This is a genomic window from Anaerotignum sp., assembly GCF_040307045.1.
GTDB lineage: Bacteria > Bacillota > Clostridia > Lachnospirales > Anaerotignaceae > Chakrabartyella.
Map to the genome: position 1 here is coordinate 176,571 of NZ_JAWRKF010000020.1, position 14,588 is coordinate 191,158.

Annotated in this window: 13 protein-coding genes; 11 read left to right on the forward strand and 2 right to left on the reverse strand. The window is 38.7% G+C overall.

Translation table 11 applies throughout. The annotated features are described in order from the left end of the window. Window positions 1-76: 76 nt before the first annotated feature. Both ABVZ64_RS10910 and alr read left to right on the forward strand, forming a co-directional pair. Window positions 77-1,990 (forward strand): oxidoreductase, encoded by a 1,914-nt coding sequence (locus ABVZ64_RS10910; protein ID WP_352401041.1) that lies wholly within the window; start codon window positions 77-79, stop codon window positions 1,988-1,990. A 144-nt stretch (window positions 1,991-2,134) separates the two neighbouring features. Next, window positions 2,135-3,328 carry an alanine racemase gene (gene alr, locus ABVZ64_RS10915; protein ID WP_352401042.1) on the forward strand — a complete coding sequence of 398 codons (1,194 nt, stop codon included), beginning with the start codon at window positions 2,135-2,137 and terminating at the stop codon, window positions 3,326-3,328. A gap of 231 nt (window positions 3,329-3,559) precedes the next feature. Here the strand turns inward: alr and ABVZ64_RS10920 are convergent, their stop codons facing one another. Beyond that, the gene (locus ABVZ64_RS10920; protein WP_352401043.1) at window positions 3,560-4,453 is read right to left on the reverse strand and encodes a DegV family protein; all 894 of its coding nucleotides are present in this window, start codon (window positions 4,451-4,453) and stop codon (window positions 3,560-3,562) included. Between the two features lie 509 nt (window positions 4,454-4,962). Between ABVZ64_RS10920 and ABVZ64_RS10925 the strand changes: the two genes are divergently transcribed. From ABVZ64_RS10925 to ABVZ64_RS10950, 6 genes are all read left to right on the forward strand, one after another. Continuing rightward, the gene (locus ABVZ64_RS10925; RefSeq protein WP_352401044.1) at window positions 4,963-5,430 is read left to right on the forward strand and encodes a CarD family transcriptional regulator; all 468 of its coding nucleotides are present in this window, start codon (window positions 4,963-4,965) and stop codon (window positions 5,428-5,430) included. A 70-nt stretch (window positions 5,431-5,500) separates the two neighbouring features. Then, window positions 5,501-6,580, forward strand: a complete 1,080-nt coding sequence (locus ABVZ64_RS10930; RefSeq protein ID WP_352401045.1) for a PIN/TRAM domain-containing protein — start codon at window positions 5,501-5,503, stop codon at window positions 6,578-6,580. Between the two features lie 87 nt (window positions 6,581-6,667). Further along, the gene (gene ispD, locus ABVZ64_RS10935) at window positions 6,668-7,369 is read left to right on the forward strand and encodes a 2-C-methyl-D-erythritol 4-phosphate cytidylyltransferase (RefSeq protein ID WP_352401046.1); all 702 of its coding nucleotides are present in this window, start codon (window positions 6,668-6,670) and stop codon (window positions 7,367-7,369) included. Further along, window positions 7,366-7,833 (forward strand): ribonuclease HI, encoded by a 468-nt coding sequence (gene rnhA / locus ABVZ64_RS10940; RefSeq protein ID WP_352401047.1) that lies wholly within the window; start codon window positions 7,366-7,368, stop codon window positions 7,831-7,833. Before ispD ends, rnhA begins: the two co-directional genes overlap by 4 nt. 105 nt (window positions 7,834-7,938) lie before the next feature. Beyond that, window positions 7,939-8,139: a cold-shock protein gene (locus ABVZ64_RS10945; protein WP_352401048.1), complete on the forward strand. Its 201-nt coding sequence runs from the start codon at window positions 7,939-7,941 to the stop codon at window positions 8,137-8,139. A gap of 275 nt (window positions 8,140-8,414) precedes the next feature. Next, window positions 8,415-9,923 carry a glutamate synthase-related protein gene (locus ABVZ64_RS10950; protein WP_352401049.1) on the forward strand — a complete coding sequence of 503 codons (1,509 nt, stop codon included), beginning with the start codon at window positions 8,415-8,417 and terminating at the stop codon, window positions 9,921-9,923. A 192-nt stretch (window positions 9,924-10,115) separates the two neighbouring features. Here the strand turns inward: ABVZ64_RS10950 and ABVZ64_RS10955 are convergent, their stop codons facing one another. Next, the gene (locus ABVZ64_RS10955; protein ID WP_352401050.1) at window positions 10,116-11,369 is read right to left on the reverse strand and encodes a glycerate kinase type-2 family protein; all 1,254 of its coding nucleotides are present in this window, start codon (window positions 11,367-11,369) and stop codon (window positions 10,116-10,118) included. A 491-nt stretch (window positions 11,370-11,860) separates the two neighbouring features. On the opposite strand from ABVZ64_RS10955, the gene ABVZ64_RS10960 reads away from it, so the two are divergent. The 3 genes from ABVZ64_RS10960 to ABVZ64_RS10970 all read left to right on the forward strand — a co-directional run bounded on the left by ABVZ64_RS10960 (window position 11,861) and on the right by ABVZ64_RS10970 (window position 14,406). Then, window positions 11,861-12,355: a prolyl-tRNA synthetase associated domain-containing protein gene (locus ABVZ64_RS10960; protein WP_352401051.1), complete on the forward strand. Its 495-nt coding sequence runs from the start codon at window positions 11,861-11,863 to the stop codon at window positions 12,353-12,355. A 208-nt stretch (window positions 12,356-12,563) separates the two neighbouring features. Continuing rightward, window positions 12,564-13,994 carry a tRNA (N6-isopentenyl adenosine(37)-C2)-methylthiotransferase MiaB gene (miaB, locus tag ABVZ64_RS10965; RefSeq protein WP_352401052.1) on the forward strand — a complete coding sequence of 477 codons (1,431 nt, stop codon included), beginning with the start codon at window positions 12,564-12,566 and terminating at the stop codon, window positions 13,992-13,994. A gap of 10 nt (window positions 13,995-14,004) precedes the next feature. After that, window positions 14,005-14,406 (forward strand): YlbF/YmcA family competence regulator, encoded by a 402-nt coding sequence (locus ABVZ64_RS10970; RefSeq protein WP_352401053.1) that lies wholly within the window; start codon window positions 14,005-14,007, stop codon window positions 14,404-14,406. Window positions 14,407-14,588: the final 182 nt, after the last annotated feature.

Genomic DNA, 14,588 nt, shown 5'->3' on the forward strand with positions numbered 1-14,588 from the left:
ACAATCATTGGAACAAAAATCTATTGCATACTCATCATAAAAAAATGGATACTTTTCAAAGAAACGGAGGAGTTTTATGCTGTATTCTTCATTTAAAATAGGAAGTTTGGAATTGAAAAATCGTTGGATTATGCTGGCCATGCATACGGGTTATGCAGTTGATAGTGCCATTGGGAAAAGAGAGATTGCCTTTTATGAAGAGCGGGCAAAAGGCGGAGCTGCTGCCGTAACCATGGTGCTAGCTGTGAATGAGGCAGGAAGCCTAAAGGGCATGCACCAAGCACCAACCTTAGAAAATGAAAGTTTAAAAGCGTTGGCAGACAGAATGCATCAGCATGATTGCAAACTTATTGTGCAACTTTTTCACTGTGGGCGAAACGAAAATGAAAAAAACCATGGGATGAAACGGCTTTTTGCGCCTTCGGTTGTGGCATCGCCTATTTTTAAGGCAGAACCCCTAGAAATGGACGAGGCTGAGTTAATCAAAACAAAGGCAGACTTTGCGTTAGCAGGCGCTTTGTGTAAAAGGGCAGGGGTTGATGCGGTGGAAATTAGTGCTTCAGCAGGATATTTATTGTCAGAGTTTCTTTCTCCCATTACAAATTTGCGGCAAGATGATTATGGATATTCCACAAATAGAGGAATGAACTATCCCCTTGAGGTAATCCAAGCTGTGCGTGAACAGGTTGGGGATTATCCCATATTGTTAAAGGTTTCCGGTGCCCAGATGGTAGACGGTGGTTATGGTTTGGAGGATACCATATCTCTTTGTCGTTTGGCATCAGAGCATATTAATGGAGTTACAGTAACAGGTGGGTGGCATGAATCTCCCGTTGAACAGATTTCCTACCATGTGGCAAAAGGAGCATATGCACCCCTTGCAGGTGTTTTAAAGAAATATATACCACTGCCAGTCATAGCTTGTAATCGAATCCATGATGGAGAAACTGCAAAGAAGCTGCTTGCTGAAGGTATGTGTGATTTTGTTGGCACCGCAAGGGCATTTTTAGCTGACCCTTCCTTTGCAAATCGTGTAGAAAAAAAAGAACCTTTTTTACCCTGCCAAGGTTGCAACCGATGTATTAGTGGTGTATTAAAAGGGAAGGAATTAAGCTGTGGCTTTAACCCGGAAGCAGGCCAAGAGTACTTTGAAAACCAGCGTAGAAAGGTGGCAACGCGCAAGGAGGTTATCGTAATTGGTAGTGGCCCAGGGGGGCTTGAAGCAGCGAAAAAATCAGCAGAGCGAGGGTTTATGACAACGGTGATTTCAGAAGATACTTCTATTGGTGGGCAACTGAACTTAGCAGCAAAGCCCCCAAAAAAAGAAGCTCTTAGTGCTTATATTTCTTATATGGAGGAAACTTTAATAAATTTAGGGGTTAAGTTTATTTTAGGAGAAAAGTGCAGTGAAAAATTTTTACTAGACAAGAAACCGTACTTTACAGTGATTGCAACGGGAAGTAGACCCCAAAGCCCCCAAATTGAAGGAGCCGAAAAAGGTATATTTGCCAATGATGTGCTTTCTGGCCAGGTTGCTTTGCCAGACCAATCGGAGGAAGGGCAAATTGTAATTATTGGTGGTGGCTCTGTTGGCCTTGAAACAGCCGCCTATATAAAAGAATTGGACGCAGAGAGAAAAATAAAAATAATAGAAAGCCTGTCTTCCTTTGGAAAGGATCTAGATCAATTAGTCAGGCCTCTTATTTCTAATTTGCAGGCAAAAGGGGTTCAGTTTATGGCAGATACCAATGCAGATGCTTTGGAAGATCATAAAGTGTTTATTTCCATTGGAGAAAAAAAATTCTTCTTACAGGCCGATACAATTATACTAGCCACTGGATCCCAGCCTAATGAGTATGGGTATTTAACCCTGCCATTGATGGATGAGAGATTGTCCTATGCATTGGTTGGCGACGCAGACAAAATAGGGGATGGTGCCGAAGCCATTCATTCGGCCTATGAATTGTTCACCAGGCTGTATCTGGCATAAATTTGGCAAAGTTAAACAAAAATAGTGGAAAATATTGAAAATTATCGTCACTTGTACTATAATATATAAGGTTGTGAAGATGCTACCAATTTAGGTATAAAAGGCAATTTTAATTATTAGGAGAAGTGCAAAGGGGGAAATGAGATGGATTTTATCAGAAGAACTTGGGCTGAAATTGATATGGATGCATTGGCATATAATATCAACAGTATTAAGTCGAAATTGGCAGAAGGCGAAAAAGTGATGGGCATTGTAAAGGCCGATGCTTATGGCCATGGTGATGGTTTTGTATCTCGTGCTTTACAGGAAGCTGGCTTCCATTGGTTCGGTGTTTCCAATATTGAAGAAGGTATGAGTTTACGCAATGAGGGCATTGATAAGCCAATCTTGATTTTAGGCTATACCCCTGTTGAGACTGCAAAATTAATGGATGAATATAAACTAACACAGGCTTTGGTTGGTATGGACTATGCAAAGGCCTTGCAGGCTGAGGCAAAAAAGGCAGGGGTAGTGATTGATGCCCATGTAAAACTGGATACGGGCATGACCCGTGTTGGCTTCCAGAGTGATGAAGAAAACTTCCAGGAATCTTTCAAAGAATTGATTGAAGTTAGTAAAATGCCTAATATTCACATTACTGGAATTTTTACCCATCATGCCGTTGCGGATGCTTATCAAGGTGACAACCCTAACTTCACTGAAATGCAGTTTGCACGTTTTAATAAGATGGTAAATGCATTGAAAGATGCAGGCGTAGACGTTGGCATTTGCCATTGTGCTAATAGTGCAACAACCATCGCATACCCCGAAAAACACCTCGGTATGTGTCGCTCCGGTATTATTACATATGGTATGCTTCCCTCGGGAGAATGTAGTGGTATGATTGATATAAAGCCTTTAATGACATTAAAAACAACCATCGGTTTGATTAAGCATGTAAAAGCGGGTTCCCAGCTTTCGTATGGCAGAACATATACAGCTGAAACAGACCGCGTGATAGCAACTATCCCCATTGGTTATGCAGATGGATATAGCCGTGCTTTATCCAATAAAGCTAGGATGCTTGTAAATGGCCACTATGCACCTGTGGTGGGTCGTGTTTGTATGGATCAAATTATGTTGGATGTAACTGGAATTCCTGATGTAAAAATGGGGGACGAGGTTGTTGTATTCGGTCGTCAAAAAGACCAGATTCTACCCATTGAGGAGTTGGCAGAAATTTTGGGAACCATTAACTATGAACTTACATGTGTTATTACAAAAAGAGTTCCTCGTGTTTTCATAAAAGATGGTAGAGCAATTGGTGTTGTTGATCACGTTTTACATCAATATAAATAAAACAAAAACAGCAGGTGTTTGCATCTGCTGTTTTTTTATTTTAATAGTAAAAAGTGAATAGAGGTGAATTTCAGATTTTTCTAACATGCTAATGTGAGGATAGCAGAAAATTAACAAATTCTATGGAAGCTGTTTTTTTCTTGTAAAAGCTTGCAAGAAACCAACATCTTTATGTTTAGCTAAAAAAGCGATAACCAAAAATCTTGATTACCGCTTAATAATTTTTTAAAACTAGATATGATATGCTTCATATTTCTTGGCAAAACAAACACCAATTGTTCCAGGACCAGTGTGGGAAGCCACCGTGGCACCAATTTGAAAAGATGGAATAAACTCCATGTCTGGCAGTGCTTTTTTTAAGTCATCCTCAAACTCGGGAACATCTTCCCAAACATTTGTCGTGCCAACAAGAGAAATATAATCCTTAGGGTTTTCACCCGTTGTTTTAAAGTGCTCTAGGGTGATTTCAACTAATTTTGCAAGGCCTTTTTTTCTGCTTCGTACGGCTCCACCCACGTTTATTTCACCCCCCTTAAGGATGATGAGAGGTTTGATTTTTAGGATACTACCAGATAAGGCAGCGATCTTTCCGATTCGTCCGCCAATTTCTAAATAACTCAAATCCCCAACCATAAAGTGGATTCGGGCATCTGATTTTGCCATTTCTACATACGCAAGAACTTCGTCAATGGTCTTGCCATCTTTTTTCATTCTAGCCATTTCCATGAGCAATAAAGTTTGAGAACCTGTGATGTTCCAAGAATTCACCACATAAATCTTTGCATTTGGAAATTCCTCTTCCAGCATCTGCTTTGCAGTGGTTGCAGATTGAATGGAGCTACTTAAAGAGGGAGTAATGGTAAGGCAAATAATGTCTTTCCCTTCTTGCAACACAGGACGAAAAGCATCTATAAAATCCTGGACAGAGGGCAGGGATGTTTTTGGATAGCCTTTCTGTTCTGTCATGTATTTATAATACTCATCTAAAGAAATTTCCTCAATTTCCTTATAATATTTTTCATGGTCTAAAGAAACATAAAAAGGAATTAGAGAAATACCAAGTTCTTGTTCTCGTTTTTTACCAATATCACAAGCGCCGTCGCTGAAAATTTCGTAATCTGTCATAGCGTCCTCCTTCGGTACAATATTTCGTTATACATAATATACCAAACAAACGAATGGATTGCAATATCAAAACGCAATACGTAGTTTAAATAACTATGTTTTACGTATTATGTGTATTTCTTATAAAAGCATAAATAAATAAAGGTTGTTAGTTCTGTGATGTAAAAATTAAAAATGCATTTTGCATTAAAACAAATTTTCTCAAATGCCTATTTTATTCTATACAGATTTCCCAAATTTAATAGTCCTTTTTTTATTTATCTTCTTTAAAGAATTCCTCAATTAGCGGCAAAGAATACATAAATCATTATGTGAAAATAATAGTATTGTCTAAAAATGTTTACAACTGGCAACAGTGAATAAAATTTAGACTCTAGCTGAAAAATGTAAAGAAATTGACAGAAAAACTTAAAGACTTTAGGCAAAAAATGATTTAATATAATAAAGTCTTAAAATTGGCATAAGAATCCCCTTTTTCGGAAAAAATTAGGGAAAAGGAGGGATTCATCATGTTTCAAACAGGGCAAAAAATCGTATATCCAATGCATGGGGCTGGCTATATCGAAGATATCGAAGGAACAGAAGAGGGTGAATACTATATTATTCGTATTCCCACAGGTAATGTAAGAATCCGAATTCCGAAAGATCGTGCTGCAGATACTGGCATTCGCGTTTTAGAAGAAAAGATAACTGTCGAGGAGACTATTGTGCGTGTTGGCAAAAGTAAGCCTGCATTGTCAGAAAATTGGAATCAAAGGTATAAGGAAAACTTTAGTCGACTGAAAACAGGGAAACTTGAGCAAGCAACAGAAGTTATAAAATTACTTTGTGAGCAAGAAAGAAAGAAAAAATTATCTTCAGTAGAATGCAGATTGTTAGGCATAGCAAGGCAAATTGTACTAAGTGAAATCATATCTGTATACGAAATTAACAGTGAAAAAGCTGAAGAACTTCTTGCAAATTGGCTAGAAAATTGATAATATTATTTTATGGTAAAGTATGGGTACTATACCCTTTTGCCAAAAACCTGGGGAAGGAGGTGGAAAGGTGAAAAGACTTGTTGAGATTCTTATGAGTTTAATCGTTATGGCGGTGACCTATGCAATAATGCATATTTTATTTGTAGCAAACTTGTTCCAATGGAATGTCGCTATTCCAATTTATGTTCCCGCAGGCTTAGCAGTATTTACCGGACTTATATTTTATCTTATCTTATCTTCGCACATAACGGAAATGATTTTAAAAAGGCTTTCTCAAACGGAAGACAAATTAACCAAAATGAATGTGAAAGAATTGGCGCTGACTGTATTGGGTTGTGTTATCGGTTTAGTAATTGCAAATCTAATAGGCGTTGCTTTTAACGGATTTGGTGCGATTGGTACTTTTATTGTGGTATTATTAAATGTCATGTTTGGTCTTTTAGGTATTCGTGTTGCGAGAAGAAAAAAGGACGAATTTGATGTTAAGAATTTTCAGAAAATTTTAATTCCAGCATTAACGCCACAAGAAAAAGTTTCTGTTTATGGGCAACCGAAGATTTTAGATACTAGTGTAATTATTGACGGTAGAATTCTGGACTTATTGCAAACAGGGTTCATAGAAGGTAAAATTATTATTCCTGATTTTGTTTTGGAAGAGTTACGCCATATTGCGGATTCAGCAGATGGTTTAAAACGAAACCGTGGTCGCAGGGGTTTAGACATCCTTAATGAAATCCAAAAGCAATTGGCTGTTCCAGTTGAAATCAAAGAGTTTACAACAAAGCAACCTATGGAAGTTGACTCTATGCTGTTAAAAATGGCAGAAAGCATGGATGCCTTTGTAGTTACAAATGATTATAACTTAAATAAAGTTGCTGAGTTTCAAGGCGTACGGGTATTAAACATTAATGAGTTGGCAAATGCAATCAAACCTGTGGTTCTTCCTGGGGAAGAAATGCAGGTAACCATTATTAAAGTGGGGAAAGAGGCAGGCCAGGGTATTGCTTATTTAAACGACGGTACGATGATCGTTGTGGATGGTGGCAATAAGTTTATTGGTGAAACCAAAAACGTAGTTGTAACTAGCGTATTGCAAACAGCAGCGGGCAGAATGATTTTTACAAAAATGGTAGCAGCTGCCTCATAGTTGAAATTTATAAAAGCCCTGAAGCAGAATTAGCCCTTTGTAAAGGATTGCAAAGGGCTTTTATTTTATAAAAGGGAGAGAAGTTGCATGAGCAGTGAAACAAATGCAGCTGCAATCATTGTGGCAGCGGGAAAAGGAAAGCGGATGGGTGCGCCAGTGAGCAAGCAGTTTTTAAAGCTAGGGGGGAAAGAAATCCTAGCCCATACCGTAGGGCGGTTTGAGCATTTCTCTATGATTCAAGAAATTATTTTAGTAACAGGCCAGGATTATGTTGAGGACGTAAAGGCCATGGTGAGGCACTATGGCTGGAAAAAGGTAATGGCTGTTGTAGTTGGAGGTAAAGAGCGACAAGATTCAGTAAGGAGTGGACTTGATGCTCTATCAAAGACGATGGACACAGTTTTAATTCACGATGGGGTACGTCCTTTTGTGACAGAAGATATGATAGAACGCTCCGTAGAGGCGGCGCAAAGGTATGGTGGTTGTGTCCTTGGGGTAGCTGCGAAGGATACAATGAAGGTATGTGATGAGAAGGGTATTGTTTTGCAAACACCAAATCGAAGCACCTTATGGCATATCCAAACACCTCAAACCTTTCGTAGGGAGATTATTCAACAGGCTTATGAAAAAGCTCAGCGTGAAGGATTTCTGGGCACAGATGATGCTTCTGTTGCAGAGTTTGCAGGCGTACAAATTAAAGTCATTCAAGGAAGCTATCAAAATATCAAGATTACCACAAAGGAAGATTTGTTGGTGGGAGCTTGTTTTTTGGAGGAGGAGAAGGAATGAAAACGGTAACGATTTATACCGATGGGGCTTGTTCTGGAAATCCGGGACCAGGGGGATATGGCGTAGTAATGCTTTATGGTTCTGCTCGAAAAGAGTTATCAGGAGGTTTTCGTAAAACCACAAATAACCGAATGGAGGCTTTGGCTGTAATCAAAGGCCTAGAGGCATTAAAAGAACCCTGCAACGTAAAGCTCTATAGTGACTCCAAATATGTGGTTGATGCCATAGAAAAAGGTTGGCTTAAAAAGTGGCGAAGCCAAGGTTGGATGCGTAACAATAAGGAAAAAGCATCTAACATAGATTTGTGGGAACGCATGCTTGAATTGTTACAAATTCACGAAGTTTCCTTTATTTGGGTAAAGGGACATGCTGATAATCCGGAAAATGAGCGATGTGACCAATTAGCTAGGGCTGCAATACAGCAAAATACGTTAGAAAATGACGAAAATTACGAATCTTTGTAAACGAGAACAGTGATTTAGTGGGAAATTTGCGTTGACACTTTATGAAATATATGGTAGTATTGACTTGTAACAGTTCTTATTTATCTATGTAGGAGGATTTATTCAATGAAAAAGGGTACAGTAAAATGGTTCAACGCAGAAAAAGGTTTCGGTTTCATCTCCGTTCCTGGTGAAGACGACGTATTTGTGCACTTCTCTGCTATTCAGGCTGACGGCTACAAAACACTTGAAGAAGGCCAGGAAGTAGAATTTGAAGTTGTTCAGGGAGCAAAAGGCCCTCAGGCTGCTAACGTATCACGTGCTTAATCGATTTTGATTCTGTATTGAAAATGCCTAGGCATTGATAATATAAATTATTTTTTGGTTATGCAAGAAACAGCTCTTCATATCGTTGGGCAATGAAGGAAGCTAGACTTCCTTATGAAAAGCGCAGGATTTTTCCTGTGCTTTTTTTTGTATAATTCTTCTGTATTTTCATTTACGGACTTAAGAATTTGTGGTAATATTTTACTGTAAGTGTAATCTCGGCGTGTTGTTTTCACCGGTTTCTAATCATATCAATCAAAGAAAGGGTGTTTATTATGTCGTACTCTCCAACGTTAACCTCCGGTTTTACATCGGGTAGAAATTCTAGCAAGTTTATTTCACCGCCTTCGGGGATGTGTTCCCTTTGCACGGAGGATTGTAATGGAACTTGCGAAATAGCACTGGCAGCGGTACTTGGTGCAAGAACAGTTTACCCAATTACAACTGGTACTAACCAGATCGCAAGTGAAAAAAATTACCCCTTGGATTTTTCCCATTTCAACATAAACGGACGGGCGTTTGGCGCTTTGGGAACGGAAAAAACTTTGGAAGAAATAACTGTTTTTGATGTAAATTTAAAAACAGAATATGGCATAAAAAATAGAATTAAAATGGATTTGCCCCTAATATTACCCGCCTTGATCAAATTGAATTGGCGGGATTATTTTGGCGGAGCGGCAATGGCGGGTGTCAGCTGCGTTGTTGGTGAGGATGCAAGAAATAATGATCCAAACCTAGTTATTGAAAATGGAAAGATAACCGGGTTCCCGTATTTAAAGGAAATTATGGATAGCTATGCACCCTATTATCGTGGGTACGGGCAGCTTATTTTACAGTGCAATGCCGATGATAACTTAATGGGGGTACCTGAAATTGCAATAGAGAAATACGGCTACAAGGCAATTGAAATAAAGTTTGGACAGGCGGCAAAGGGTGTTCAACCCTTAAAACGATTGAAAAACTACGAAATGGCTTTGGAGAAACAACGGATGGGCTGCATTGTGCATCCTGATCCTTTGGATCCAGGGGTAAGGGAAGCCAATGAGAGGGGCGAATGTCCAAGCTTTTATTCTTGTGGTAGATTCCCTGTGTGGACTGAGGAAAACATCAAAATACATATTGATCATTTGCGGGAGTTAGGCGCTGAGAATATTTACTTTAAAATGGCAGGTTTTGATGTAGCAGATTTGGAGCGGGTACTTAGGATGGCCTGTGTTAATGAAATAGACATGGTTACCTTTGATGGTGCCGGTGGTGGCTCGGGTTATAGCCCATCAAAAATGATGAATGAATGGTCATATCCCACTGTTGTACTTGAAAAGAAAATTGTTGAAATTTGTAAAAAAATAGAAATAGAGGGACTGCAATTGCCTGCTATTACTATAACGGGAGGCTTTGCCAGTGAAGACCAGGTCTTTAAAGCTTTGGCTTTGGGTGAGGGATATATCACTTCTGTTGGGTTGTGTAGGGCAGCTATGGCAGCTGCCATGACTGGGAAAAAAATCGGCGATCAGATAAAGGCTGGAAACATTCCCGAATTGTTTGAAGGGTTTGGATCAACGGTTGAGGAAATTTATAGCGACTTACCAGATTTATGTTCCATTTATGGAAAATGTGCAAAAGAGTTCTCCACGGGTGCCATTGGTGTGTTCTCTTATTTAAATAAAATTGGTTTTGGTATACAGCATTTTGCAGCATTGAATAGAAAATTTGATCTATCATTGTTAAATTGTGAAGATTTAATTCCCTTAACGCCAGAGGGAGAAAATTTGTTGCAACTTTGATTTTGGAAGCTAGATCCTTTTTTCTTAACCCCAGTAAAGGAATAAAAAAGAGGTTTGCATGACGCAAGCCTCTTTTTTGTATTCACACCTGTGTCAATATTCAAAATATAAATAATTGGAACCAATACATGCAAAAGCAATCCTCAATTCCATAGGAAAAAACGTTGCAAATGATATATGGTAAAAAGTTCGTTATTTGTCTTTGCACAGCAGGAAATATAAATCGTTTACATTGGTTCCTGTAGGGCCTGTGATTACCAATGCGTCCGCAGCGGCCAATGCCCGATTAGAATCATTTTCCCGTAGAATGTCATTGATAGACATACCTAAATTCAACAGTTTCTCTTTTGTTTTACCATCAACCAAACCACCAGCTGCATCTGTAGGCCCATCTGTGCCATCAGAGCCAACAGCTCCAATCATTATATTTTCCATTCCAGCTATAGATGCAGCGGCGGATAAAGCCAATTCTTGGTTTCTGCCACCCTTTCCTTTGCCTGTAATGCGTACAACAGTCTCTCCGCCACAAATAATGGCGCAAGGGGGCTTTAGTGGGAAGCCATCTTTTTGGATTGTTTTGGCAATAGATGCAAGGAAATGTCCTGCTTCTTTGGCTTCACAATCAACAAAAGTGGATAAAATTATGGGGGTATATCCTAGAGCTTTTGCTTCCTTTGCTGCTGCTAAGCAAAGTTCGTTTACACTGCCGGTAATTTGCATTGTGTTATTATGAATTACCTTTGGTGTTTCTATGGAAAGTTGTTTTTTCATCTCTTCGGACAAAGAAAGCTGATACTTTTCAGCTATGGCAAAAGCATCCTGACAGGTGGAAGAATCTGGGCAGGTAGGACCGGATGCAATAGAATCGGGTCTATCCCCCAAAATATCACTAAGCGCAATAGTGAATACATGGGCTGGAGCGCACATAGTTGCAAATTTTCCGCCCTTTACCGCTGATAGATGTTTCCGGATTGTATTGATCTCAACAATGTCAGCTCCGCATTTTAATAGCTGATCTGTAATTTCTAAAAAATCAGCTAAGTTCAAATTTCCTGCAGGTTTTTCAAATAAGGCCGATCCACCACCAGAAACCAAAAATATGACAGTGTCCTCAGGGGCAAGATTAGCGACAGCTTTGATAATTTCCTGTGTGCCCAAAATGGTATTTTCGTCAGGAAGGGGATGAGAAGCTTCTAATATAGTAAAATTTTTGATATCGCCTTGGCTGTGTTGATATTTGGTAAGGACAATACCTTTTTGTATGCGGTTGCCAAGAAATTCGCTGGCGGCATTTGCCATGTTCCATGCTGCTTTTCCAATGGCGACAACGATAACTTTCCCCCTAAAAGATAGGCCTTCTAAGGCTCGCTTAACGGCAATATCTGGCAATACACTTTCAATGGAACTATGGATTATTTTTTGCGCATCTTCTCTGATTGTTCTCATCATAACACCTCTTTGGTGGAAATTTTCTTCTTATTATACCATAATTAACTTGATACCAGTAAAAATTACAGATTACTTTTTGAAAAGTTTTTTAATTTTTAGAAAGCAAAAGAAAAAAAGAGCCGTTTGGGCTCTTTTAAAAAGGGGAGGGTATGTATTACTATGTTATTTGCTTTATCCTTGCTTCTCTTAAGGATGATTCTATGATAAGATAGGTTTATGAATTGGGTGTGTAGGGTTTATGAACATTTTGTAAACAATTTATTTTATTTCAAAGTGTTAATTTTTAACTTGGTATTTCAATGTAAATTAGTATAATACGTTTTAAAAATTGGGCTAGAATTCCTTAAATTTTTAGGTTTTGGGCTAAAATCAAGGTTAAATCAAATGAGTTGGTATGCAAAGTGAAGTACTCATTTTATTTCCTTTTTTGTCCAATTTAGGTTTTTATGATATAATGCCTACAGTTACAATAGAAAGAGGGAAAACAAATGTACAACAAAGAAGCGGTCAGAAAATTATTGGATGCAAAAGATATTGCCTATGAGTGGGTTGACCATGAAGCTGCATATACCATTGAGGATATGGTACGCTTAGGATTAGATACAGATAAGGATGTTGCCAAGAACCTTTTTTTGCGTGATGGAAAAGGAGAGAATCATTACCTAATTGTTGTTTGTGCAGATAAAAAAGTGGACTTAAAATCTTTTGGCAAAACATTTGGGTTAAGCAGACTTTCCTTTGCTTCCGAAGAACGATTGGAAAAATACTTAGGGCTTAAAAAGGGCGCAGTTACCCCTTTAGGAGTGCTAAATGATACAGAAAAAAAAGTAAAGGTTTTCTTTGACAAAGACTTTTTTGGAATGCAACGAATTGGTATTCATCCGAATGATAATACTGCCACAATTTTCCTATCGGTAAAAGATGTTTTCGATATGATCAAAGAGTATGGCAATGAATTGGAAATCGTGGAAATTCCTCGTTAGAGCAGAAAAAGCTGTAGGGACTCCCTTTGGTGAGTATCAATGTAAGTGGGGAAAGTTTTTGGATGGAGGGTGTTTTGTTAAGGTTTGATCAGGTTTAGCCTTTTAAAACTATCTTTGTTTTAAGAAAAAATTCGTTGAGCCCATGGCGTTTGTATGGTATACTGAAACATGGCAGTTTTGCCAAAAATAGCGATGAGAGGGTAGAGCTATGAGTGATACAAGAAAAGAAATGGCTGTGGATACATCTGAGTTAACAAGACAGCTGGAATATATGCACCATATTCGTCAATTGAATGATGAGTATACAATGAAAACAGGGAATAAGAAAAAGTATTATAGTTTAGCTATGGGATGCCAAATGAACGCCCATGATTCTGAAAAGCTGGAAGGTATGCTTGATGAGATGGGTTATGTAAAAACAGATGTAGAAACAGAAGCAGACTTTGTTATCTACAACACTTGCTGTGTGCGTGAAAACGCAGAGCAGAAGGTTTATGGTAAATTAGGCTGGTTAAAGCACTATAAGAAAGACAAACCCGATACTGTTATTGCCCTTTGTGGTTGTATGATGCAGCAAGATACTGTATTAAAGACTTTGCGGGAAAAGTATCGTCATGTAGATATTGTTTTTGGCACGTTTAATCTCTATAAATTGCCAGAACTGATGAAAACACGCATGGAAAGCGGAGAAACGGTTTATGATATTTGGCAGGAGCACGAAGAAATTGTGGAAGACTTGCCGAGCATCCGCCATTTTCCTTATAAGGCATCGGTTAATATTATGTTCGGTTGCAACAATTTCTGCTCTTACTGCATCGTGCCCTATGTGCGTGGCAGGGAAAGAAGCCGTACCCCTGAGGACATTTTGGCAGAAGTGAAAAAATTAGCAGCAGATGGCGTTAAAGAAATTATGTTGCTAGGTCAAAATGTAAATTCCTATGGAAAAAGCTTGGACGAGCCTGTAAGCTTTGCAAAACTTTTGCGCTTGCTTAACGAAATTGAAGGGATTGAAAGAATTCGCTTTATGACTTCTCATCCCAAGGATTTGTCCGATGAATTAATTGAGGCAATGAAAGATTGCCATAAAATTTGTAAACACCTGCATCTTCCTGTGCAAGCAGGTAGCAGTGAAATATTACGTCGAATGAACCGTCACTATACCAAGGAATCCTATTTGGAAACAGTGGAAAAAGTAAAAGAGGCAATGCCGGAGATCACATTAAGCACAGATATTATTGTAGGTTTCCCCGGTGAAACAGAAGAAGATTTTCAAGAAACTTTAGATGTAATTCGTAAAGTTGGCTATTCAACGGCATACACTTTTATCTATTCCAAAAGGACGGGTACCCCTGCTGCAACCATGGAAAATCAGGTCAGCGAAGATGTGATCAAAGATCGATTCGACCGTTTGCTGAATGTGTTGAATCCAATCATACATGAATTAAACGAAAAAATGGTGGGTAAGGTTGTGATGGTTTTGGCAGAAGAAACCAGTAAAAACAACGAAGCTGTGCTTACAGGCAGAGCCGATAATAATGCATTGGTGCATTTTGAAGGCAATAAAGATTTAATCGGGCAGTTGGTTCCCGTTAGGATCATTGAAAATAAAACATTCTATCTTATTGCAGAAAGGGTTTAAGGTGAAAAACATGGCTACAGTTTATGAATTAGCAAGAAACTTAGGCGAAGAATTAATGAAAACTCCTCAGGTTGAGGCTTTGTTGGAAGCAAAGAAGGCTTATGAAGAAAGCCCCGAAATTGCTACAGCAGTGGAGGAATATACAAGATTGCATCAGGAGTTTGAGGCAAAGATGCAAAGAGGTGGTATTTCTGCTGAAGAACAGAAATCATTTTCTGAAGATATGGCAAAAAGAGGCGAAGAAATCAGAAACAACAAAATTGCATCTGATTTGTTTGCAGCAGAAACCAATTTTAATAATTTTATGAACTCTATCTTTACTATTGTTACTTCTACATTAACAGGTGAAGAACCTGCTCAGGGTGGTTGTAGCTCAGGCTCTTGCTCATCTTGCGGCGGTGGCTGCCACTAATCTTTTGAACGGATAAAGCGTTGAATAAATGCCCGAGCTCCCTTGCGGGGTTCGGGTTTTTCATAATGAGAGCAAGTTTAATCATAAGAGATATGGTGTTTATTTATAGCTGAAAGAAGTTTTTTAGAAAAAAGATAGTAGCAATCTTTCAAACTGAATTTTCTTGGTATTCATAAGGGGAA